The sequence below is a fragment of the Mucilaginibacter sp. 14171R-50 genome, assembly GCF_010093045.1.
Lineage (GTDB): Bacteria > Bacteroidota > Bacteroidia > Sphingobacteriales > Sphingobacteriaceae > Mucilaginibacter.
In genome coordinates this window covers 2,880,360-2,904,624 of sequence record NZ_CP048115.1, presented here as the reverse complement: position 1 = coordinate 2,904,624, position 24,265 = coordinate 2,880,360, and the positions used below count along the sequence as shown (strand labels likewise).

At 47.8% G+C, this 24,265-nt stretch carries 12 protein-coding genes; all 12 read right to left on the bottom strand.

The annotated features are described in order from the left end of the window. Positions 1-61: 61 nt before the first annotated feature. The 12 genes from GWR56_RS13295 to GWR56_RS13240 all read right to left on the bottom strand — a co-directional run bounded on the left by GWR56_RS13295 (position 62) and on the right by GWR56_RS13240 (position 24,264). Positions 62-3,385: a hypothetical protein gene (locus tag GWR56_RS13295; protein WP_162431718.1), complete on the bottom strand. Its 3,324-nt coding sequence runs from the start codon at positions 3,383-3,385 to the stop codon at positions 62-64. A gap of 53 nt (positions 3,386-3,438) precedes the next feature. Continuing rightward, on the bottom strand, positions 3,439-7,326 hold the full coding sequence (locus tag GWR56_RS13290) for a DUF4157 domain-containing protein (RefSeq protein WP_162431717.1): 3,888 nt from the start codon (positions 7,324-7,326) through the stop codon (positions 3,439-3,441). 17 nt (positions 7,327-7,343) lie between these two features. Further along, positions 7,344-7,877: a hypothetical protein gene (locus GWR56_RS13285; RefSeq protein ID WP_162431716.1), complete on the bottom strand. Its 534-nt coding sequence runs from the start codon at positions 7,875-7,877 to the stop codon at positions 7,344-7,346. A 12-nt stretch (positions 7,878-7,889) separates the two neighbouring features. After that, entirely contained in the window at positions 7,890-9,248 is a 1,359-nt protein-coding gene (locus tag GWR56_RS13280; protein ID WP_162431715.1) for an ATP-binding protein, read from the bottom strand. Then, positions 9,238-10,155: a hypothetical protein gene (locus GWR56_RS13275; RefSeq protein WP_162431714.1), complete on the bottom strand. Its 918-nt coding sequence runs from the start codon at positions 10,153-10,155 to the stop codon at positions 9,238-9,240. Before GWR56_RS13275 ends, GWR56_RS13280 begins: the two co-directional genes overlap by 11 nt. A 55-nt stretch (positions 10,156-10,210) precedes the next feature. Further along, on the bottom strand, positions 10,211-11,026 hold the full coding sequence (locus GWR56_RS13270; RefSeq protein ID WP_162431713.1) for a hypothetical protein: 816 nt from the start codon (positions 11,024-11,026) through the stop codon (positions 10,211-10,213). Further along, positions 11,023-12,975 (bottom strand): hypothetical protein, encoded by a 1,953-nt coding sequence (locus GWR56_RS13265; protein WP_162431712.1) that lies wholly within the window; start codon positions 12,973-12,975, stop codon positions 11,023-11,025. Before GWR56_RS13265 ends, GWR56_RS13270 begins: the two co-directional genes overlap by 4 nt. A 103-nt stretch (positions 12,976-13,078) precedes the next feature. Continuing rightward, a complete protein-coding gene (locus tag GWR56_RS13260; protein WP_162431711.1) occupies positions 13,079-17,296 on the bottom strand; it encodes a contractile injection system tape measure protein in 4,218 nt (1,405 codons plus the stop codon). Next, positions 17,283-19,877, bottom strand: a complete 2,595-nt coding sequence (locus GWR56_RS13255; RefSeq protein ID WP_162431710.1) for a hypothetical protein — start codon at positions 19,875-19,877, stop codon at positions 17,283-17,285. Before GWR56_RS13255 ends, GWR56_RS13260 begins: the two co-directional genes overlap by 14 nt. Next, positions 19,874-23,539, bottom strand: a complete 3,666-nt coding sequence (locus GWR56_RS13250) for a hypothetical protein (RefSeq protein WP_162431709.1) — start codon at positions 23,537-23,539, stop codon at positions 19,874-19,876. Before GWR56_RS13250 ends, GWR56_RS13255 begins: the two co-directional genes overlap by 4 nt. 1 nt (position 23,540) lies before the next feature. Next, positions 23,541-23,969, bottom strand: a complete 429-nt coding sequence (locus GWR56_RS13245; protein WP_162431708.1) for a GPW/gp25 family protein — start codon at positions 23,967-23,969, stop codon at positions 23,541-23,543. Further along, positions 23,962-24,264 carry a PAAR domain-containing protein gene (locus GWR56_RS13240; protein WP_162431707.1) on the bottom strand — a complete coding sequence of 101 codons (303 nt, stop codon included), beginning with the start codon at positions 24,262-24,264 and terminating at the stop codon, positions 23,962-23,964. Before GWR56_RS13240 ends, GWR56_RS13245 begins: the two co-directional genes overlap by 8 nt. Between the last annotated feature and the right edge of the window lies 1 nt (position 24,265).

The following is a 24,265-nucleotide window of genomic DNA, read 5'->3' as shown; positions in this document are numbered from 1 at the left end:
CAAAGTAGAACTGCAGCCACCATACTGATCAACCGGACTAAGTGCGGCCGGGCGTTACTCCTCATTTAGTACCCGCCTTTTTAGGCAGCGTTCTCGCCAATGTTGCTTCATCACTGGCTACAACCACCGGAATTTTTTCGCCGTGGTGGAAGATGCACCCCTCCTCGAGGCTGCCGCCGATGCTTTCAATGATATCCTTTTTATGTTGTTCAGTCTTACAGATAATAGCTATCACATTACCTGCCAACGGTATCTGGTGCCAAAAAATCTGCTCGTTATTTGACAATCCGCCTGGGTTATTCACAGTACTATTGAAAGCACTATTCCTTCCGCTTTCAGACTGCTGTTCCCACAGATCAAAAGAATCGAGTGTTTTGTCGCCTATCATTTTATCTGTGACCCCTGGGGCTTTACCTCTCAGGTCGGTAGAACTATGCCGCCACGCCGGGATGTCGATAAGTATTTTGGGGCGTAAAACTATTTGCGCCTTACTGATGCTGCTGCCAACGCCCTGGCCAAACGCAGGCCATGAAGTATGCTTTGTGCCTACAGCCCTGGTGTAAACAGCTAAGCCGCCCCCGCCGTTCTTATCCGCATCGCGACTGTAGTTGCCGTAAGGCCCCTCCCGGGTGTAGGCGCTTGACAGAAACCCGTTTTTGAACGCGCCGGGTATATGTTGAGTGCTTATACCGTGCACTAGGGCAAGTGTTTTACCAACATCAACAGGAGCCGGGGCTGTTCCGCGCCCGGCTTTAAATAGCGGGGCTATGCCCTGGTTATAAGAGCCATCGCTGTTTTGAGAGGCCGGTATGCGCGTGCGCTTGTCATCGCGAGGGGTAAAATTGATAACGGGCTTTAAAGCTGGGCTGCTTGTTTTGCGAACAACCTCCACTTCAACCTTTTTATCAGCAGTTTCATCGGGGTTAACGGTACCGGTTTTTACAGGCTGCTTTACAACAGGCGTGGAAGGCCTTTTAAGCGGCATATCGGCGCTAAAGCTATGCAGGAGCCCCAGGATATTTGCCGGTCCTTTAGGGCCTTTACCCGCAAAAAGTGCAAAAGCCTTAGCTATAGGGTTCTCCGGATCCATTAGCGATTGTATTCCGTGATACTCAAACGGAACAGCCAGGTCTTCGGGCTTTGTATCCTTGGGGGCACCTCCCCTTGTATTACCGCCGGTACCCTGTATTAAACCTATTACCGCTTCTAAATGAGCTTCGTCTTCCTCTTTGCCCATGGCGTTGGTATTTACCAATACGTTTCTGCGAGAGCTGTATTTTTTCTTCATCTCCGGATAGGTGCGTATATATTCATACGAATCCGCGCCCGCTATGATCGCTGCTCCCTGCTCTTCCGCAGTAAGCTGGTCCCAGGGCTTTTTACTTACCGATATCTTCCCCTTTAATTTCAGGCAATCCGCCGCCCACTGGTAAGCAGGCGATACCGGTTTATTATGAAGGTTACCTTTACCATCTTTTTGTAGTTGCTCCACAAATAAATCCCCCTGCTTGTTCTCGGCAAGCTTATCATCTTCAAAATTATTTGCAGCGTCATGCCATAGGGCCGCCATCGAGAGCGCTTTCAGGTGCTGCGTATCAAGCGGAAATTTAAATTTATGTTTTTGCGAGATGACATTTACGAGCCTCAATACACTGGCGGCCACGCGTATGCCGTGCCCTAAACCATGGTCTTTCCGCGCACGGTATTTTTCGGTTGTGATTTTCTTTTGTCCTCTAAACCCCTTATGGTATTGCGTGCGGGCACGGTTATACATTTCATTCTGGAACGGGTCGGCTTCTACAGGCGCTGCCGACGCTTCATCATCTGTGGTTTCTCCCTCCCTTGCAGGTACAACATCTGCTTGCAGCGGGCCCAACCTTTCGAAATGGCTGCCGCTTGAATATATTTTTATAAGCGGCCTGTCGTCGGCTACATTAAAAGGATCGGTTTCCTGCAGGCCGCCCATCAGGTCGTTCTCAAATAGCTGGATGCTTTTTCCATGCTGTATGGCAAGCGCCTGTAATTGCTCGGCATTCAGCCAATGGTGCTGGCTCCTGAGCAGCGCTATGTAGGCTTGTTTAACGGCATCGTTTTGCAGGGCGCGCTCAACAAACGCGTTGCTGTTTATTTTTCCTTTTATATAAGGCTTAAGCAGCCAATATATCGATTCGGCTTTGTGTTTCATGTTGGCGGGCAATATTGCCTCAACACTTTGGGGGCTTAAGTCAGGTGCCGCTACCGTATCATCTTCACTAAGTATCCCGCCGGCCTTTAAAGTACCTAATACTTCCTCGCCCGTCACCCCGTTGATCATATCATTAAAAGTTGTATCCTGCACTTTTTTTGTAACCGATTGCGCATAATGCCCTACGTTTACCTGATGTATAGCTTTGAGCAAGTTTTCTTTAAGCTGTTTATCACTTATTTTCTTCTCGTTTGAACCTTCTTCTTCTTTTGGATCGTTCTCTGAAGCGGCGATGCTGGGCATACCTTCTATATGGTCTGTCAGCAAGTTATTGGCAAACTTCCTGATGGTAATTTCGCGGGCCAGGTCCATTTTAGCCATAGCATGAGGGTGGAGCGTACCTGCCTGATAGTGATCTGCAAGCGTTTCCCTGGTTTGCTGCGCGGCATCGCATATCAGCGTGCCGTCCTTGTCCTCCCCTAAAAGGGCATGTATAGAGCAGTTACCATCGCCAAGCGTATTCATAGGCTGCAGGTGCTTTTGGGCAAGCTGTTCTTCCTGCGAGGGTGGATTGGCAATATCATCCGCGCCGTAAAATATTATTCCGCCAAGTATATTAGCTGTCAGGGTGGGTTTTATTTTCGAGAGCGTAGGGTAACCTTCCAATATCCTGCCCAGCAGGGCTTCTATGCCCGGGCGGTCATCTTCTGTAAACGGCCCCATGGATTCTAAATAAGCATGCAGTTCGTGTACAAAGTTTACCAACCCTGGATCTTCGGTTGTGGGACCATGTTTGTCTGTAACCACCTCGCTTTTATCGGCGGTAACGGGTTTTGATTCGCCTTCAACCAAGCGTTCCGGTTCCTTGGCCGATTCACTTTTCTCCGATGGCTTTACCACCCCGGTTTGTACTGGTATGACGGGTCTTGTTGACGTTTTCGATACGCCTTTTAACGGTAAAGTTCTTCCCGTACCTCGCTGTAATGTTTGCTCAACGACAGTTTTGGGGCGGTTATCAACAACACGGCCCGGTCCTTTACCCGACCCAACCGTTGTCTTGGGTATGAGCACAGTTCGCTTCGATGGGTCAACAACAGCGTCACGTTTATCAACCAGCAGTACACCGCGGCCGGTACCTTGCTGCCCGCCGGGCACAGTACCAGGTTTACGATCGGGCTTGTTGGTTGGTTGTTTATACATAGTTTGCAATATCTATTCAACTACTGTGTAGTTGTGTAACGTCGTAGTTAGCTTCAAAAGCGGTTCACTTTTTCGTAGACGTATATATATGATTGATTTTTTGCCTGCTTATATGTTTCCTGAGTATGCATGGTCCTCTTACCTCCCATATCATCATGTTTGTGCCATTCATCGCTCATGTTTTTAACGTGCGAAAGGTAATGCCCGCCCCCGTAGCCGCCCGAATGCTCTACAAAGTGAACCAGCCTGTACCGTATAACTTGACCCTCCAGATCGCCTGCTAAACAAACGGCTGGTATAGTTAATAATGTTGGCGCCTTTACCCGCTTTGTTATTTTTTGGCCTACCCCATAAGCATTAAAACTAAACCGTTTTAAAACAATGGTTAGTATCGTTGGCATGCTTGTAAACTTAACTTGCTTGGCAACCGTGATGTCGCCTCCCCCATGCTTAAAGTCGTTGACCTGCTCAACAGCCGAAAATTTAGTTAAGGCATCCTGTATGGTCTTGGTATCGCGTCCTATAGGCAATTGAAGTGTAGATTCTTGTATGTTAGTGGTGCCTCCTGCAAAACCGGCATCAGCATTAGGGCCGAGCCTGCTTTGCAAATGTAACTTCAGATCGTTGCCGGGTTGCAGGTACGATAACATCTTGACCAGGACTTCGGCGGCATCCTGCTGAACGCCCCATGATGCGGGGCGGGATCTTTTTGTAAACGTCATCTTGTCCCGCCTGGGGCTCCAGGCAATTTCTATAGATTTTTCTGCCCTGGCCTTTTTGTCTTTTTCCATCATCTCTTCAGACATCACGGTCGCTTTACCGGCAAGTTCTTTCGGTTGTGGCGTTTTGGTTTTAACAACCGGCGCGCCTGCATCAATTATGCCCCCGATTAGGCCTAGGAATGTCATAATATCGGCCATGGTTTTTTTGGTGACCACGCCGCGCGGATCACGCAGTGTAAGTATCGCTTCGCCTACCCGGCTTGCCATTTGTATAGCCTCGCCTTTTTCGCGATCGGCCTGCCGTATCAGCAAGTTGGCATCAGGGCCGGCTTCGAGCGGTATCACGCGCGTTGGCCTGAACAGATTTGACAGCCGCGCGTGGCTGGCAAACAGGTGTATCAATGCAGATAGGTAGCACGTGTTCTGTTCGTGCATTATCCGGCCTGTATCAAACGTATCGCTTTCGGGGTCAGAAGAATACTCCTCTTCCTCTTCCTCAAATTCGCTGCTGCTACCCGAAGATGATTCTTCTTCGTCATCAGAAGAATGTTCGGATGATGAATGATCGGAAGATGATGATGCGTCTGAGGGATCGCCCGGCGGCCCGCCGCCGCCGATCCGTTTTTTGCTCTTTAAAACATTAGGCAGGCCCGTTGGCACAAATTTATAGCCATCAACATTTGATGGCTTAGCAGCCTCGCCGTTAACAGCTAAATATTTGCCGTCTTTTGTAAGCGTATATGCGATGCCGTTAACCAGCACAACTTTAAGCCCTTTTAAATTCTTCGGAGGTACAAAACAAACTATTGTGGGGGTCCAGCCCTGTGCGTGAAACATCGGGGTTGTGGAGACACTTTCCGCAAACTCCCGAATCCGGGCATTTTTCTTATTGCTCTTTTTGCCGCCTTTTATCCCCGTAGTTATCCTGACTGTCCAGCCCGCATCCCGCAGGCCCAGTATGATGCGTTGTAAGTTTACGTAATCGCTACCCTCCTCATCGTCAATTTCGTAGATAGCCGGGAAATCAAGTAAAAAATTCACGTAACCTTCGTACCGCTGCTTCGCTGCACGCCAATCTGTATTTTTAGCTGTAAGCTGCGCTATGGTTTGCCAAAAGCGTATAAGCTCTACGGTTAACTCGCGGGCGCAGCCAACGCAGGTAGAGCGGTTTAGAACCAACTGCAGCGTGTTGAACGACAGCTTAATCAGTTTTTCGGGCTGATCTTTATTACTACCTATTTGCTTTACCAGTTTGTTAAATAAACTGATCCAGGTGCGGGTGCTGATCAATGCCTGTTCGGCATGCGTGTGTGAATCCTTTCCGGATGAGAGTTTGGTTGGCGGACGTCGGGTTAACACTTGCGACGCGGCAGAAGGATTAACCTCAAGCCTGAGGTCCTTTTTGATTTTTTTTCTGGGATTGACCAGTTTACGTGCTTCGGCATAATCTTCCTCCACCGGCCTAATGCTGCTTCCAAATAATATGCCTTCTACATGGGGCCTTATCTTTTCGGCCAGGTAGGCCCTTATTTCATCAATTTTCTCTTGCTCTTTGCGGGTTTTCTTTGCTTTACGCTTTTTGTCCTTACCTAATGCATCCAGTTCAAGCATTAATTTGTCCCTCTCTTTCAGTTCGGGTTTAATTTTAGCTTCAACATCTCGCATTCTTTTTCTCATGCCGGTGGCATTACTCACGCCGTTAACATTACGTGGCACAAGCTGCCCGTCTTTAAATAATCCCAAATAGGTATCGGCGTGGGGCAAGCCGGTAACCAAGTTTCTGAACGGTCGGTCTATCTCGTCTAAACCAGGTACATGCGACCGGTTAGAAACCGCAGTCATGGAGAGCGCATAATTTCGTAAGCGGACATCCGGATCATATTCTTCATCGCTCGACTCCGAGTCGACTTCGTTGCTAAAAGTCGACGGTGGTATCTTATCGCTTTTTTTTGTCCTTGTGCGTTTCTTTTTGTTTACATCAGGCACATAATCTATCTCCGCGTGATCCTGCAGGTCCTTTTTGGCTTTGGCTATGGCTACGCCTAATTTCCTGGTGTCGTCGCGGCTTAGTTTTTTATCGCGGCTCGTGTGCGTTTTATCTTCCACCGCCTTTTCTATATCTTCTATTTCCGCCCGGTGCAAGGGCTTATCTATGGTACTTTCGGCCAGCCTTTTGTAAATTTCCTCAAGCGTCCAGGACTTGGGCGTGTATGGTTCTTCAACCTCTATTTCCTCATCAGACACAACGTCAGGCAATTGTTCCTCGTCATCATCAAATACCTCCTCCTCATCATCATCGTGAGATCCAGCCTCTTCCTCTTCTTCATCAGAGGAATAACCACCTGTGGATGACTCACTGCTGCTCTCTTCGTCACTACTGTCGTAACCACCTTCATCTTCACTGTGCAATGCTTTATCACGCTTATCGGATGATGGTGGGAGGCTAATTGGTCCGCCAAAAGGCACTAAATTAAATGCGGCGTCGTCAAACGGCCTTATGATTTCGTTACCATCATCGTCCTTTAACCGGTAATTCAGTTTACCCAAAAACTGCTCGGTACCTATTATGCGATAGATAACATTGCCCGGACCTTTAACTCGGCGGCCCGCATGAAGCATGCCGCCGGGCCCAATTACATACTGGATAATATCAGGGGTGACATTTGCATGCGAAAGATCGCTTAATGAAGCGTTACCTGCAGGTGAACCAGCGGTGCGCTGAAGTGCCTTTGCACCCATTACATCTGCTTCCCGCTCTAAACCTGTATCGTCATTAACGTTTGGTATGCCCTTCATTTGCAGGGTTGGCTTTACCCTCCCTTGTTTTTGTTGGGCGACATGCCAGGCTTCGTGGGGAAGGTGTTTTTCGTGTCCCGGGGCAAGATGTATAACTGTACCCTGAGCATAAGCCAGCGCATTTACCTGTGCCGGCTTATCAGAGTTATAATGCACTTTTACATCATCCATTGATAAACCCGAAAGCCCCTCAATACCTGCTTTCAATTGACCGGGAAGCCCCGCACCCTTAGCGTTGCCGAAGTTACCCGATACAGGCCGGAAAGCGGCAGGATCGCCGCTTTGCTTTTTTTGCAATACCTGGTTGGGGCGATGGTCCTGCAAGTAAAAATGGTTCGGGCCTGTATGCCCGGCTTTATTGTGCGGCACAACTACGGTATCCTTATTACTGTTTTGGTGCTGAGGGGGTGCTTTTCTTTCCATAACGAGCGCTGCGGTTTTTAATTGGGTTTACATGTCATTACAACCGGGCCAACACCGCCGATATACTCAATCGCCGATGAAAACTCCTCGGTTTGCACCTGTTTCTGCAGTTTAACATAGTAGTAATTGCTATAAGGAGATTTAAGCCTTCCGCCGGTTAAAAGGGACGTTACCTGGGCGTCTTCCATCATGGTGGCACGCAGGTCTGCCGGATATAAGTCGATCACCTTCGTTATGGCCGTGCCTGCACCCTTATCACGCCGTATAATTTTTCGCAGAGCGTCTGCAACCAGTTTTTGTATAGCACCGATATCTTTTTTATCGCAAGCCGGCACCAGATATAGCTCAGTTGCCGTTATAAGGTAGCCGTAAATTACCAGCTGCCCCTTATGCACCAATTCGTTCAGCATCCCCGCAATAAGCACCTTATGTTCCAGGCCGCGCCTGCTGTAAACGGGATAAATAAGGGTAAATTTTAACGTAATACTGCCTGCACCGCGCGGTCTGTCCGCAGCTTTATTTACTTTTTGTATAGAGGCCCGTTTTGCCATAAGGCGTTATGATCACAAAATATTCACCGTAAATGTTTTGTTGTCCTTTTTATATTCCCGGCGTATCCCCGCCAGTAATTCTGACTGTGTTACCAGATGATCGTTCCGGGATACGGCCGACATAGCGCAATACCTTAAAACGTTTATAATTGCTCCGCCTGATAGTTCAAACTCTTCGGCTATGCGGTATACATCAATATCGGGACGCAACCGGCATTTTCCCGAAAAAGCATTTTGCCATAATGTGTAGCGTTCATCCACATCAGGCATGGCAAAGTGTATCATCCCCTGGAACCTGCGCGTAAAGGCATCATCCATGTTGGCCTTCAGGTTGGTAGCCAGTATCACAACGCCGGGATAATCTTCTACCCTTTGAAGCAGGTATGCAGTTTGCTGGTTGGCATGCCGGTCGTTTGATGAACTTGCGGCGGTACGTTTGCCAAAAAGCGCATCAGCCTCATCAAAAAACAGTATCCAATCCTTATCCGTTGCTATATCAAATATCCGCGAAAGGTTTTTTTCCGTCTCGCCGATGTACTTGTCAACTACCAGCGAAACATCTATCCGATAAACATCGCGCCCGGTTTGCTTGCCGATAAGCGTGGCGGTAAGCGTTTTACCCGTGCCGGGCGGGCCGTAAAAAAGCACGCGGTAGCCGGGTTTTATTTTATTGATAAGCCCCCAGTCCTTCATCAGTATTTCACCGTGCGTTAGCCAGGTGGTTATTTCATTTACCTGGGCAAGCGTGGCGTGGTCAAGCACCACATCGCTCCATTCCATCGGGGTTGATATTTTTTGCGCCGGGAATGCCGGGTCGTACGACGGGGCCGTCTTTTCGCCGGTAATAAAATATCGCACCCACTCTTTACTCATGATAAGCTGCCCGTCAAGCGCGGGCAGCCCTTCGTCCGGCTCGGCCAGGCTTATAACTTTCTCTTTTATCAGTACGCTTTCGTCCGACAGCACCTTGTTCAACTCGGCTGATTTTAGCACATCGTTGGCGGTTAATAAAAAGCTAAGCGTTTGCCCCGACGGAATAAAACCCGGGTGGCCTTTTTCCGGGCACCCGCCAAACTCGGTAAATGGCCTGTCGGTTAACTGGTTACGACCATAAAATACGTCCAGTATCTCCGGTCGTATATGTGGCGCCATGGCCAGGGCCAGGGCAATTCTTTGACATGCGGTAAGGTTCCATCCGTTTACGGTATCTGCATACGGCGATCCCGAACCGGCAAGGTCCGGCACGGGTAACGCGGTCCAGTTCTTATCATAACCCTCGTGTAAGAGGTAAAACCCTATGGCCTGCTGAATAACTTCCTGCAGCCATGCAAGTTCGGTTTGTATATCTTTTAAAAAAGGTTCAGTTTCCATACCTGGGGAATAATGCCTCCACATCATCAAGGTTCATATCGGCCCATTTAAAATACAGCAGCGCGGTATTGGCGTTCAGCTCATTAGCGCGCAGCGAATCGAGCAAACTGTATCCGGGATTACCGCTTAGGGCGTGTATATACACCGAATCCGTGTCGAACTGTTCATAAAAGCCCAGCGCCCACTCCTGGTGCTTTCGCCGGTGGAGTATTAACTCGTTGATAAACACACCGATCTTTTCGTCCTGTACCACCAGTTTTTTAGCGCGGAAAAATGCCGGCCGTCGTTGCTTTTCCATGTGGTAATACTCCACGTTTTTAGACTGGATAGTGCGCACATCGGGGTGGCCAAAAATATCCACAAGGCCAAAATTTTCCGTGGCGGTCGCTATTTCAAGTTCCGCATCCTGGCTACCGCCAACGGCCAGGCTCCAATGCGCCGTGCTTGCGCTTTCTGTTACAACAAATACCTCCCTGAAGGAATAATAAACCTGCGTAAGCTTGATGATCAGTTGATCCTGCAGGTCGCTCCAGTTGGCGATCCTCACCAGTTTACGGTCAGCGGATGAGAATACAAAACTGCCATAACCGGCGAAGGCAAGTACCTGCTTGCTAAACTCGAACTCGCCGGGGCCAGCTCCATGCCCGCTGCTCCTGCCCGAGTACGGCCGGCTTACACCGTCTTCAAACTTCCACTCGGCGCCGTTCAGGTGCTCGTCGTAGCTGATGTTTACATCCTCCGGCCCGATGATATGGCTAAAAAAAATATTCCCAAGCACTACCATTTCACCATTCCGTATCTGAAAAAAATCGCCGGGGTAAAGTGGCTGGCTCAAAGGCTTGGCGGGGATATATCCACCGGTTTTCAAATAAAAACTCCTATAGAATTTATGGAAAAGATTGTTCATATACTGGATGTGTTAAAATTCGCTCCCCGGTGCGGGGAGCGAATGATGACGGTACTTAAGAAGCCAAAGCGGCGGCGTTGGCAGCAGCAAGGCCAAGCTGGTACGACCGAAGCTTGATTTGTGCCTGAACAAGATTTGCCGTTGCCTCGCTCAGTTGCTGGTTAGTAGCATTTGAAGCTTTAAGCGACTGATCGTAAGCTTTTTTGGCATTCTCGTAAGCCTCGTCCAGCAGTGTAGTGATAGATTTCGATGTATCCTTCGAATCTGCACCGTTAACCGTTAAAACGTCAAACAGCTTCATGGCCTGCGTATACTGCAGCGCCGATGCCGCTTCCGACTGCAAGTTTGATGCCTGCGCAGCATAAGCCGACTGCAACGCCACCAGTGTTAAGGCGACCGCATTATTGGCATCGGCACCCGCAGTGCTGACACGGGTGACCAGATCATCATTGATCAAAGGGTTGAGCGCTTTTTTCCTGATAATAAGATTCGACAGCTTATTGATTACCTCCGCTGCGTAGATCAACTTATCTATCAGTGCTTTCACCCCAACGGCTACGTCCCGGGTTTTCGCGTCGGCAATTACGATGGCGTTGAATGCCGTTTCTGAATTTTGCTGCAAAGTTGTGGCCGATTGAACTATTTGCGTTACCAGGTTTTTATTATTGAGCGCCTGCACCCTGTTATTATCGTTTGTAACAAGATACGCCTGGAAATTTGCCGCCTTAACGGTAAGCGAATCTACAATAGCCTGCAACTGCTGCACAGTATACTGCGCGTCGGTTACCTGTAGGGTCAAAGCATCAAGCTCAGATTTTTTCTTTTCGGTGACCCCGTACCTTTTAGCAGGGGGCATTAATAAAGTGCTCATATGGTTTCAGATTTAGGGTTTGATGAACTTATTTCATATTTAAAAGGTTTTGTTTTGGCGTATTCCGACAGCGCGTTCTTGTACTGCACCATATCCTCTTCAGGCACGTTGGGCACCGTTAGCACCACCGGTATATAATGGTATCCCGGTATAAGCGGATCGCCAAAATTATCGGTAACCGTCGAATCGATCTTCACATGAAAAACGCCGTTTTTCACTTCTTCCTTGTCTTTGGAAGGATGAACTACGGTATAATTTGCAAATGATACCTGTTCGGCTATTTTGGTATTGAAGAAAAAGCCCGGGTGTTCCTGTTTGGCAGGCGTAATGGCTTTCATCTCGTTATCCCTTTCTTTACGGGCTTTTGTCAGTTCATGCCTAAGGCGGGTATATTCAGCTTTGGTATTGCTTAACGCCTTTTGGTCGGACGAGCCGGCTTTGGCACCGGCCTTATCAGCAGTTGGCGCCGCTGTCCCTTCGTTTGTGGCGTCAAGCCGTTCAGATGTGGCGCTCATATCCGCCTGAAGCGTTAGTAATTGTGCTTCGAGGTTTGATATAAGCGGATCGTATTTATCGGCTATCATTTCCAGCTTTAATACTTCCTTCTCAATACTCCGCAGCCCTTCTACCGATAGCAAACCGTTAATAAGCCCTTTGTTATCAGGCAAATATATTACCCGGTGTTGCACAGGTACACCGCTTGGTTCAACTACCGTAAACGTAACTTCTCCATCCTTGTAGCCTATGGCTTTATGCCCGGGACTCACCAGGTCGACCGTTAACGCGAAGGACTCTGAAGGTGCCGACAGATAATCATCAAAATTATTGATGAGTTTTTTATAATCTTCTTTGAGCTGGGCAAATACAAAAACCGCGTATTTAGCACCAAGCTGCATCGGCTGTCCGTCAGAATCTAATAAATCATCTATAGAAATGGTCGTTTGAATCAGTCGTTTGGCAGGTGTTGCTGGCAACGTCACTAATTTCCTTTGTTTATGGTTCAATACCAAATTCTCCGCATTTGATATCGTAAACACCTGCTTCTTGCTATCCTTTACCAGCATGATATAGTAATGCTGCACGGGGTAGCTGTCAACAGTTGTTTCGTTTTTTTCCGATGCCGAATGGTTTTTGTCCGGCTTGAACGGCGCATTATAATAATTAAAGTACACGTCGTAAGATATGCTGGTTTTGTTGGCCACTGTAAGGTTAAGATTAAGCTCCCGATTATTGAGACGATAAGCGGACCTTACCGAAAAATATTCGGCGTTGCTTGATTCAAGGGTACCTTCCGCCACTTTTTCGGTGGCGCCCGCGGCAGCCAGTGCGGCATGGTCTGCAGTTACAGTTGCTGCAGTAGCGCTGAAATCCGCGTTGGTAACGGCCAGCAGGTTGGCAATAGCGGTATTTGTAACAGCCGCTTCATCAGCCACCGTGCTCGATGATACTTCGGCGGTATAGGTAGAGGCCTCCATAGCGGTTTGCGATAACTTTTCCGCATCGTAAGCCGTCGCGTTTATTAAGCGGTAAGCCGTTTCGCCCTGGAGGTAAAGCTCACCTTCGGCATCGGCAGCTTTAAGTATGCTGAATATGCTGCCCATATCACTGGCCAATCTAACTACCGCGTTTGAGGCTATCTGGATGTTCGACGCACTAACCGCGGTATTGGTAACAGATTGTGCCGTATAATTTTTTTGCTGCGTTGCAGCGGCTGCCAGGTTAGTGGCAATATTCGCGTTTTTAACCGCCTGCGAACTTATATTCTGTTGGCTTTTGTATTTAAGATTCGCCAAATTGAGGTTTTCACTTGCGGTAATAATTGCGCCTTCGGCATAATAGAGGCTGAAAATAGAAGCATCCAGGTTCGACTTGAGACTTTTTTCGGCCAGTTCAAGCGTTTGCAGCGTATTAACCACACTGGAATGCAAGTTGTCGTTGTAAGAGTTCATAATTTATTGTTTTGTGATCATTTAATTTTGTTAGTTACGCTTTGCAGTTACATGGGTTAGCTGCTGTCCATTTTTAAGCTATCAGGTTTCATAAATTTCGTTTTTATATTTTCCATTTTACGTGGAGGGGCTTATCCATCCACTGATATTTTATAATTGAAAAAGAGAAAGGGAATTGATTGATCAATATATCGTAGGGCCTTGGTTCTACGGCCAGTTCCCACCGTTCTTCCGTTTCACGTAGCAGCCCGTCGCGGACCAGCCAGTTACCCCTGAAACCCTCTACGCTTGTTTTGCCAATTACCGGCCACTGGCTTACCATATTAAGTATCATACCTGAAATAAGCTCTTTTTGCCCGGCAGTAAGCGTTATACCCTCCGGCACGGGCTCAGCCAGCGGCATCCCGCAAAACACCTTGTTAAGCGGAAGATATTGTTCTGACGTATGCGTTAGGCCCGTAACCGCATATTGAAGCACATGCGCAGCCGCTAACCTGGCCTCCGAATTAACAAACACTTGCCCATTTAACATCCTCATATGCCTAAACAGCGCGGGGATGTATTCGCTAAGTAACACCATGCCGGCATTTTTTACGGGAACCGGCTCTGTTGTTACCCCGGCGGGCTTTTGAATAATTGGCATTTCGGTGAGGAGTTTGGTGTTAATAAATTTGTCCTTTAAAGCTTTTGCTTCGCCGGCTGCGATAATTAACCCCAGTGCTGCCCGGTAACCCGGGGGAAGCAGGTTCGCTTTTTTTGCCGCCAGTCTTACAAAATCACTTTTCGGTATGTTGAAGTTAACCTGCATATCCCAGATAAGCTCCTGCCATATACGACCGGCCGATATTAATGACCGGTTGCCCGATTTGATCACGAGCAATAGTTTGCGGTACAGCAGCATTTGTATATGCCGGCCTGTTACAGCGCCAAAAGCCATTTCTCCCAGTGCGTTGTACAGGCGTTCCAACTCATATATAACTGACCTGCCGCAATTAGTAACCAACAACACATGCTGAAGCTGTTGAAAGGGCAGCACAGCGGCTAACCGCTCATATTCTTGCCCTGTTAAGCGTTCGCTTTTTAAGATATTAAGCAACGTAAGGGGATGTCGCGCCACAATTTCTTCAGCAAGCATTGCGGCGCTATATAGTGGCCGCGGGGCAAACCAGGTGGGGACATCCTGCCCGGTAACAACCATGTATAGCAGCTGTTCCGTAACGTTAGTTTGGTGCGCGCGAAGTACATCTTTGCTCAATGTTTTTACAGCCTGCGGTGATAGGTTACCGGCGGTAGTTAACGGCAGTTCAGTGCCTGTTGCTTTTAGCGCTTTTAAGCCGGCTGCATTTAACTTGGCAATGAACTTTTGCTGTGATGCAGATGCGCGTGAAATAAAGTTCCGTCGCATATTTGATGATATGCCAAACCCTGCGGCGTTAAATTTTACGGCGAGTTTGTTGCTCAAAGCAGCGTTTGTTTTTAACAGCGCGAGGGTTTGCTTGAACAGTTTATCCAGCGCGGGCTGCCAGCTTCCCTGACCGCTGCTGAACAATAATGCCTGTCTATAAACATTCATCATGGCAGCCTCATTATCAACGCCCCCTCCGGATGCATCAAGCAGCAGGATGATAAAGGCGAGATCGCCTATGCGTTGAGATAAAGACGGTTTGCTGATGTTTAAACGGTAAAGGACCTGCTCCAGGTCGACTTTTTGCATAAACCGGAGGATCTCCTGATCTGACAAAGCAAGGCCTGCGGAAAATTTCAGGGGATCGCCCTCGCCGGTCACTATTTGGAACAATACATCTGTAAAAGTTATACTTTGACGGCCACCTGCGAGTGTGTTAGTACCGGCAGCAATGGCCGTTTTAAGGGATTTTGTCAGTCCTGCATGGCTTATATTTGCCAAACCTGCAAAATTATGCGGGGCAACGTAAATTTGACCACGCACTTGTAACCGATCGGAACCTGTTACGATAATACCCGGGTAATGATAGCTTACAGCCGCTTCAAAGTTCTTTTTAAAACCCCTAAACCCAAGCCTGTACCAGCCAGTCGCTAAAATGCACTGCCAAAACAGATCAGTTAACGTCCTTTGCACCGATACTTTATTCACATTCGGTGTCGTCCTACAAATACGGGCAAGGACGGTGCTGACTAAACCGGTTACCTGTTGTGTATCCTTGCTAAAAAGCCTGTTCAGTAGTAACCGGTACAAATGGGTGTTTTGTTTGATGGCCTGTATAACCGGGTGATTAAAATGATATTGCTGCAGTATTTCCTGAACAGCATCCGGAGCCGTCTTCTCATCCAGCAAAAGGGTATTTACCAATTCAATCGTTTCGGTGTTGCTCCCGCTTTGTGCTGCGGTTGGCCGGCGCTGCCGGCGGCGTTCTGCCGGTAATGGTTCGAGGCTTAGTTGGTCCCTCAGCCATGTAACAAATTCCGGTGTAAATCGGCCAGATCGTTCCGCCAGTTCTGCCAGCTGCGTAACAAGCAATTTTGCGGAAAGCCCGGGTTGCAGTATCAGCGCCTTTAAAGCCAGTGTCACCACATTTCTTTGCAGCCACGCAACCTCCTTGCTGCCCGCCAAAACGCTATTGCTGCCTGTGATCTTGATAAATTGCGTTACCACCCCAAAATTTGCACCTTTACCCGCCCGGAGTAACCTGTCGATCGACCAGTTGTCAGTTAGCAGCGGTAACGGGCCAAACAAAAACGCCTTGTTTTTATATGCCCTTAGTAACTGCAGCACCCTGTGCGCGTCCAGCCGGATAAGCGCTTTCAGATCGGCGCGAAGCAACCTTAAAAAATCGCGACCGGTACGGTTGATTGCATTTTGCAGTGTATAAGTATTGAGGTTATAAACTATAGCCGCAAATGGCGCCTTATCGTTTTTTATATAGTTCATTTCAGCCGGTACAGCTGCCAGATGGGTAAAGTCGGCCATAGATAGCCCCTGAAAGCGCGAGGCCATTATTACCCTGCACAGCGTATTATATACTTGGGTAGTAGTAGTGCCGGAAATGTTGGCACACTGTTGCAGCAAATAGCCCAAAAATGTTTTTATAGTTATCTGTTGCCTGTACTTTAGCAGGTATGCTACGCATATTGCCCTCGTTTTATACCGGCCTGCAAGCGGCGGTATTCCGCCGGGAAGTTTCGTAAACAGCTGCACCAGCTTCACCACATCGCAGGGTAAGGTATATTGGCAGGCATTAAAAAATACAGCCATAAAATGATCATCCAGGCCTGTTGCGTTCTTAAGCCAGTATTTAACATCGACCGGTAAAGCCAGCAACGATGAATGGCTGTCCGGATACCCGGCGTTTACAATATATGCGGCAAATTGTGCCGGGGACGGGTTTCCGGCACGCGCTTGCTTCCGGCGGGCAGCAGTGCTACCGGGCAAGTTTAAATTGTTATCAGGCAGGCTAACCGCGGTAAGTCGTTGCTGCTCCGACAACATATTGATCACCGTCATGAAATCGCCCTTTACATTAAACGCGAGGTTTGGTTTTACAATGGCGTTTTCTATCAGCAGCAGCAGATCGCAATAGGCAATGTTATGGCGATGGGCCATTTGCACAAGAATATCTTTCATGAACGCAAGGTTGTTAAATATCGTCCCCCTGTCGCTCAGCAGGTAATTCAGTATCCATAGCCTTATTTCCTTTTCTAAATCGGCAACGCTACTGCGCACAAACTGCTCTTTATGCTGCAAGCGCACCATCTCAGCCGACAGGCAGTTGATCTGGTCGTAACTCACGGGCTCAAAGCCGCGAATGGTGGCGTTGTAATTAGCTTTGTTAAACTGCCAGGCCATGCGTTTTCTGGTGGCCGTGTACACCGTGCCGGTTTCGCGCAGTAACTCAATTGTTTGGTGTGGCTGCTCCTTAAATAGGACGCCTACAAGCGCGTTAACATCACCCCCGCTATAGTTCCAGGGCATCATGCCGTTAACCAGAAAGTATCGCAGGCTTTCTATCGATGCAAGGGTCTGCGTAACAAGCTTAAGGTTTTGTCCCGGCACCCCATAGCTCAGCATGTCGGCGAGTTTCTCTCTGAGGGTTGCTACCAGTCTTCTCTTTAGCTGTGCTTCAAGTTCGTTAACTTCAATCTCTCCTAAATCTATTTCCAGCGAATGAATAGATAGGGACATCCCCTCCGGGCAAACCGCCTTAAAAACGTAATCGAGTTCACCGGGCATAACAAACCTGCTCCACTGGCTCAAGCGGTTCTGGAGGTCGAAACCCAGCGCCCTGTTGTCAAACGTGGTGTCCCAGCTCAACGTTGATACGATATGCCCTTCACGCTGCCTCATGATAATGCTTTGGTTTAAAAATCAATTGGTTATGCCAGTAAACAAAGGCCGGTATAAAAGCCTCAAGCTGTTCGGTGCCTAAAAAGTGAACATCGTACGTTAGGTGCACAGGCAGGCTTTGTTGTAAAAAGTATTGTATCCGTTTTTCAAAGGCGGGCTTATCGGTTGGTAGAATAAAATCAGGGAATATAAATTCGACATCGCTTTTAAAAACCGGGAACTCATCAAATTTTTCGACCTCCTTTTTACCGTCTATTTTTACCGTGAAGTAATAAGCAGAGTGCGGGATTTGCTTAAAGTATTTATTTCGTTGCTGTTCGCCTGATGCGGTTAGAAACCTGTAGTGTATCCCATTTACATCCAGTCCGTTATACTCATAATCATCAAGATGTTGTTTATTATCGGTAAGCGCCTGCACTACCTCCCATGCCTGGTTATAATCCAGTTCCCCGGCCACCTGCAGATATGGTCCGTAAGCCGCCTCCCTGGTAATCACAATCTGGTAGGATACATTCCTTTGCAGCAGGCAGTTTTCGATAAATATTAAGCCTTTACGCTCGGTTATCATCCATAGGGCATGCCGCAGGTCGGTACCTTCTGCAGCCTTATCGAAATTGCAGAGTATAAAGTTGAGGTAAAGCATCCGCAGGCCAAAAAACAGGCACATTTTTAACTCTATTGCCGAGTAGTTATCAAAATCGGTTACGGTAAGTTTTTCAAGCTCGTCTATTTTGGTGGCATCAAATATAAAGTCGCGGTCGTTGCCGTTTAATATCTGGTGTTCAAAATCCGTCGGAACTGCCTTGGGTAGCCCGGCTATTTTTTTTGCGGCCAGCATATTATACCCTTTGTACCTGAAATAAGATAAAAGGCCCAGGTTTTGAAGATACAGGCTTTTAAATATAACCAGGTCTTTAGCGCCGTTGCCGCTGTATACCGACCCTTTGAGCATTTCGTTGATGGTTAAGGGCGATTCGCCATGTCTGGCCAGCAAATGATCGAGCATTGCGTTGCGGCGGGTAATGCTGGTATTCTCATCTTCCATAAACGCTGATAAGCCATGGATGTAAGCATTATACGGATCGTGTTTAAAAGCTTCCCAGCTATCGTAATCGAGTTCCTTTTGCGTTTGCTGACCGGTGTAAAAGCGCTTTACATCATTATCTTTTAACAGCGGCCTTATGTTTGGCACGTCGTAAAGCGAGCGGTAAAAATACGTTGGTGAAAAGCAAACATAAGGAGCCGGATATTCGGGGAACACGCGCTGCTCGGCGTTTAAGGTACTGTAGTAGGATACCTCATCCAACGTATCGGCGGTAAGCGAGTTGCGAAACGAAAATAAGCGGCCGGTACCGGCCAGCTGCGCAAATTGATTTGCAAGCACCTGGTCGAACAGGGTGAGGTATGCTTTTAACTGCCGCGACTGTGCTGCTGAGTATTTTGTGGTATTGCCGTCGGCTACATCGCCGCCAATAGAAAATATGGCGGGAAATGTATTCTGGATAGAGTAATAACTTTCAATATCGCGGTAGACACCCGGTTTTACCTGGCTGTTTTCGTTTTCCATATCAAGGTAAACGTTACCTGTATTTATACCGCGGGGCTTTACAGGTCCTGTAAATTTGTAGTCGGCGGGGATAACAGCGCCCTTATAAGTAATACGCAGGCCGCTGGAGAGCGACGCCGAACAGTCTAACACCGGCAGTTGGCTGGGCGATAATATTATCTGTTCCATCATCTGGCCGCACACATATATACTCAGCTGCCCTACTTCACTGACGCCCTTTACTTTACTGATAACCTCCATCAGTTCCATCGTGTTAAGCTTTGCCTTTGGTGTACCCAGGGTTTGGTTGGTAAACCAGCCATTATTAAGCACGGGCCCGTCTAATATGTCCTGGGTATTGTATCTCTGCTGCCGTAATTGTTCAAATCCGTGCTGTACAGCGGCCGGGAAAATATATTGCTGTATGGCGCTATTTATCTCGGTAAGTATTTGATTAACAGGGGCGGTACTGTTTATTTCAATATTACCGCTTATGCTGAATGGCAAGTTTTGAAACGGCCGTGGAGTAAAAAACAGCTCTCCCGCATTACGGCTTTTATTAAGATAGTAATACGCTTCGGTACAAACATCGTTCTTTTCGGTCTCGGTCAGGCGCTCATCAAGCAAAAGGTAGGATTGATATATATACCTCATAAAAGGCGGTATTGACGGATATACAATGAGTATAGCATTTTTAATGGCCTTATTACTGTCTATCAAATACTTGCGGTAATCATCGGTAGTAAACGGACTGATTGTAAGGATGGCTTGCGGTAAATAGAACTGATCGTTGGTAACGATACGGCCGTTAGCATCTGTCAAGATATCTTCTATCGGAAAATCGTTGCAATACCCCAGTTCGGTCAGCGCGAAACACACCTGATCCAATATGGTCACCCCCGGGTCGCTGGCGTTGAAATTTGTCCACTCGCCGCCGCTGTGTTCCTTAAGAAAAGCAAGCCCTGCCGATTTTAGCGCCTGAAAATCCTGCGTTTCCGGTAACGGCTTATCGATTATAAATAACTGCTGTTTCATGATATTTTGCAATTAATATTATGACCGAGATTGGATACCAGCAGCATTGACGGATCAAAGGGCTTAACACTGCTTGTAAAAGCTACCGTTGCGATTTCAGTTGCGGGGTTTGTCCAGGTTTGCAAACGCACATTGTTTACTTTTTGCACACCGCGCAGGCCGGCAACAAAGGCGGCTACCTGTGCCGTAGTTATGGCTGCATCTATAGTAACCTGCTGGCCTGTTGAGGAGATCCATGGCGACAGGAACAAATCAAGCTGCTGCCCTACCTGGGCCGCTATTTCGTTAGTACCGTTCGCCGGTTCTGCAACCAGGTCGACTGTTACTTTTACAAACTGAAAATTAAAGTTAGCTACTCCTATGCTCACAAAGCACGACGACTTTGCTACCAGCAATTCCCGTATCTGCTTTTCGGCGCAGGCGGTAACAAGGGGCGTAAAGGCGCCCGTAATTTCGGGCCCTGCGAAAGCTTTAACCAGGTATACCTGGTTGACATTGGTGCTCTTGTTAAAAACAGTTTTGGCGTAAAAAATATCAGGAAAAGACTGTACGATGATCCGGAAAAAATCGTCGGCAGCGGCTGCCCTGTCCTTGGTTTTAATGCGATTGCTAACACGCAGGTTCATCAGCACAGCTGTTTCCTCAACCTTGCCGCCAAAAGATGCAAACGGTTGCTGAATAACGCCCAACTGCGGAACGGCAGTTGAGGTTTTGGAGATGGTGGCCGCCGGGATATGCGTTACGGCTGCACCTTGTTGCAGTTGGGTGCGGCGCGCGATAAAACCATTTGTAGCGCAAAAAACGGTTTGCGCGTATGATTGCGGCTGGGCAGATACCGATATGGCTAACCAGCACTTGCCCTGGTTGTCCGGCAGGCCGTCATAATCGATATCCGGCGGTATATTGGCTTTAATAATGCCCGAACAACTAAAGTTATTTGTACCGTCGGCGAGTATCTCCAACGTTTTCCACCCCGTGGTGCTCAGGTAAGAATAAGAAATAGCGGTAACCCCTCCGGTTATGGCGTATACACGGGCCAGTTCAAAGTAAAGGTTGATCGGGCCGGGCGCAACAAGATTATCGAGGCCTGTAAAAAGATAACCGGCGCTGCTTAGCGGTGCGAACATAGGTATACCGGTGTCATCAACTTTATTATCACCGCTATACGTATAGTTGTACTGCGTAACGCCCGATGCAGCATCAAATACCTTGTAATTTTGAAAAGGCGTGTAAATAAAACATTGCATCGGGTTAGTGCTATCCGGCGTCGAAAAATTTACGGTAGTATTTGCGCTGTAGGTGGCTGACACCGCCGTCACCTTTGGGATAAAAGGCTTTGGTGTGAGGGCGGTAAAAGCGGCCGCCTTCTTATCAGCTATCTGCTGGGCGTTATCTAACGTTATCTGGAATACAATAGCCGGGTACAACAACGAGCCGAAGCCATAACCGGGGCCGTTAAGTGTCATCTTTATAAAACCGGATGCGTTTTGCCCTGTATACTTTAAAGAAGCGCCCTGTAGGGCGGCATCAGGTATTATTGCATCCCCCTTGGCAATATAACTAAAGGTAGACGTTGTATCCAATACATTATTTGTTGTAGCGAACAGGGTTGTTGGTGCCGGGGGTACATTAACGTCGCTTGCGCCGGCATCGATAATGCAGGCGCCGCTGTTACGCAGGTCCAGATCTGTCCATACCCGGTTTTGCAACAGCTGAAACGCCACCGTAAAACAGCAGTTATTAAAAACCGCGTTCGGCTGTTTTTGGTCAGTTATTTCCGGCTTTTTCCCGGTAATGCTGTCTTTCAACTTTATTAACCAGCATGGCTTTGGTGCAGGCGGCAGGTCCATATCCCCTTCAAGGTATTGGTTGTATTGCAGGTAATAGGTTTTAAAGTCTGCCGGAAGGCCGTTCCAGTCTATTTCAAGTGAAAAGCTTTTTACCGGCTTGCTGAATATTTCGCTGCTGCCAACAATAAAATTGCTGCCGGGCATGGGTGCCGGCCCCATAAACTGAAAGGGTGCTTTTGTACTCAGCGTTCCGTAGTCGTTATAAAGCTGCAGGCTTTTAATGCCGTTCACTAAAACATCAATTTCTATTTTTTTGATCACCGGCGGGTTAGCAAGATCGGGAACCTGCTGAAACTGTATTTTAAAAAGCGGCCATTGTGTATCTAACATATCCGGATTTTTCCTGAACGGCTCGACAGGTGGTTGCGTTGCATCCAATTGAAACCGCAGAACCATTACTTTTGCAGGCCCGGGCGGTGTCGGCAGCGGCACGGCATTTACAGCCAGCCAACTGGCAGCCGTGCTAAAGTAAAATTCGGCGTTGTCAAATATCGAGGTATCAACTTCATTAATGCAGGTCATGGTAATAGTAATGGTGCGGATGCCTTCCTTCAGTAAGAACATGGGCGATGCAAAGGCGATTCCGCCGGTTGCCTGCGTACCCTGGTTGTTCGTATTCCCGAATGTATCGAACCCTATGATGCTACCTTGCTGATCGGTTTTTACCGTGCCCGGAGCGGACACCGTGTTCAAATATATACCCTGCCCGCCGTTCAGCGGCGAAATTGAAAGCGTTTTAAGATCGGTAACCACGCCGGAATTGAGCGTTACAGGTTGCGGGTTTGAGAACACTACCGGTTTTTTCCGGCTGTCCGTGCCGGCACTAAATAAGGTATTGGCAGGCAATGTAAACAGCATCCCGGGCTTACTAAGCGTTGTGCACAAGTAAGCACTATCCGTAGCGCCGGGTAACGGCCTTTGCAACAAAATATCCCGGTAATAAAAATCAAGGTGTTTTTTTGAAATATCGTTAAGCTGGCTTTGGTGAATTTTTAGAAGGTCGACAAATCCGCGCAGCAACAGGGTATCGGGGTAACTGCTTTTCTTTTGTTTCAGATAAGTGTACTCCGTAGCGGCATAGCTAACGCACTTGTCCAGAAAATCAAAAACTATTTCGCCTGTTTTTTGCAAAACACCCAGCAAGGTTTGGGGCTGCGTTTTAAATGTAATGCGATGCCCCATATCAAGCACTTCCCAGTACGGTGCCTTGCCCATCCCGGTTTGCCATATAATTTGCTCGGTATAGCTGTAGCTTTCGTCTGCAAGGTTAGGGGGAGCGGTTATAGCGGGTACAATGCTGGTTTTATGCATTGCTTCTTTCAGGGCGATCAGCGCCCAAAAGTATTGGCTGTATATATCGCGGATATTGGTGGTAACAAACCTTTTAAATTCGTAGCGGGTCTGCGATCGTTCCATGTAGTATATCCAGTCCCTGAAATAACCGTACACCTCTGCTATCTGATCAAACAATGTGTTAAATGTAAAGGAGATAAAAGCACTGTTATCGCTATTTGTACCATCGGCATTAAGCAGTGTTTTAAGGGTATGGCAGTTATGGCCAAACCGGGCGTATAATTCCTTGCTTTGTATCCTGCTGATCATGGCGGTCAGGAAAACAGGATCTTTTAAGATAAGCGGGGCCCAATTTCCCTGCACGAGATTATCCTGGTTATAAAAATTAATGACAGAAGCGAATTTGGAAAGGAAACAAAGCATATCTTCCTCGCTCCTGCCATCTATTAAATTAGCAGCAGGGATAAGGGAGTCCTTTAACGAACTGTATGCACTGTTTTGATCTGTCCCGCTTATCATCTCACTTTAAATTGGTACCCTCCATTAATGAAAATGGAAAGGTGTGATTATGCCTTGTATTGGTTTGTATGTATATGTAATTTATCGTTATTTCCAGCATCCCGTTTAAGATGTCAGTAAATTCCACATCAACACCGGTTACATTTATCCTGGGTTCGTTGATGAGTAACGACATTTTAATTGTATTGATCAGCTCGCCTTTAAGTGTTTCGCTCGTTTTCCTGAAAAAATATTTCTGCAGTCCAGAGCCAAATTGCGGCTCCATATTCCTTTCGCCGGTAGCGGTGAACAGGATCAATCTTATCGACTCGCTGATGTTTTCCTCGTATGCTGTGATGCTTACCTGGCACGTTTCGGCAGAGAAACTTACCGGGAACGACCACCCCGATCCCAAAAAATTCTTTTCCTTTATGATCTTATGACTATCCACCTATTTCAACTGTAAAATCACCTAATAATATCGACCCGCCATGAGCCGTTGTATCGCCTATCCTTGCCGCCGGCATATTTCCTATTAAAACCGTTGCCGACCCCTTTACGATAGAATCGGGCGGGCCAACGCAGGTTAACATATCGCCTACCCGGGCCGCCGGCAGGCCACCAATAAGTACCGTTGGCTCGCCGGGGCCAACAACCGGGCCGCCGACATGCGGTATAGGCGCCGGTACCGCCGGTGTTTCCATCGGGCACTCATGAAAATCGGTTAATCTGGCTGCTGGTGGCATG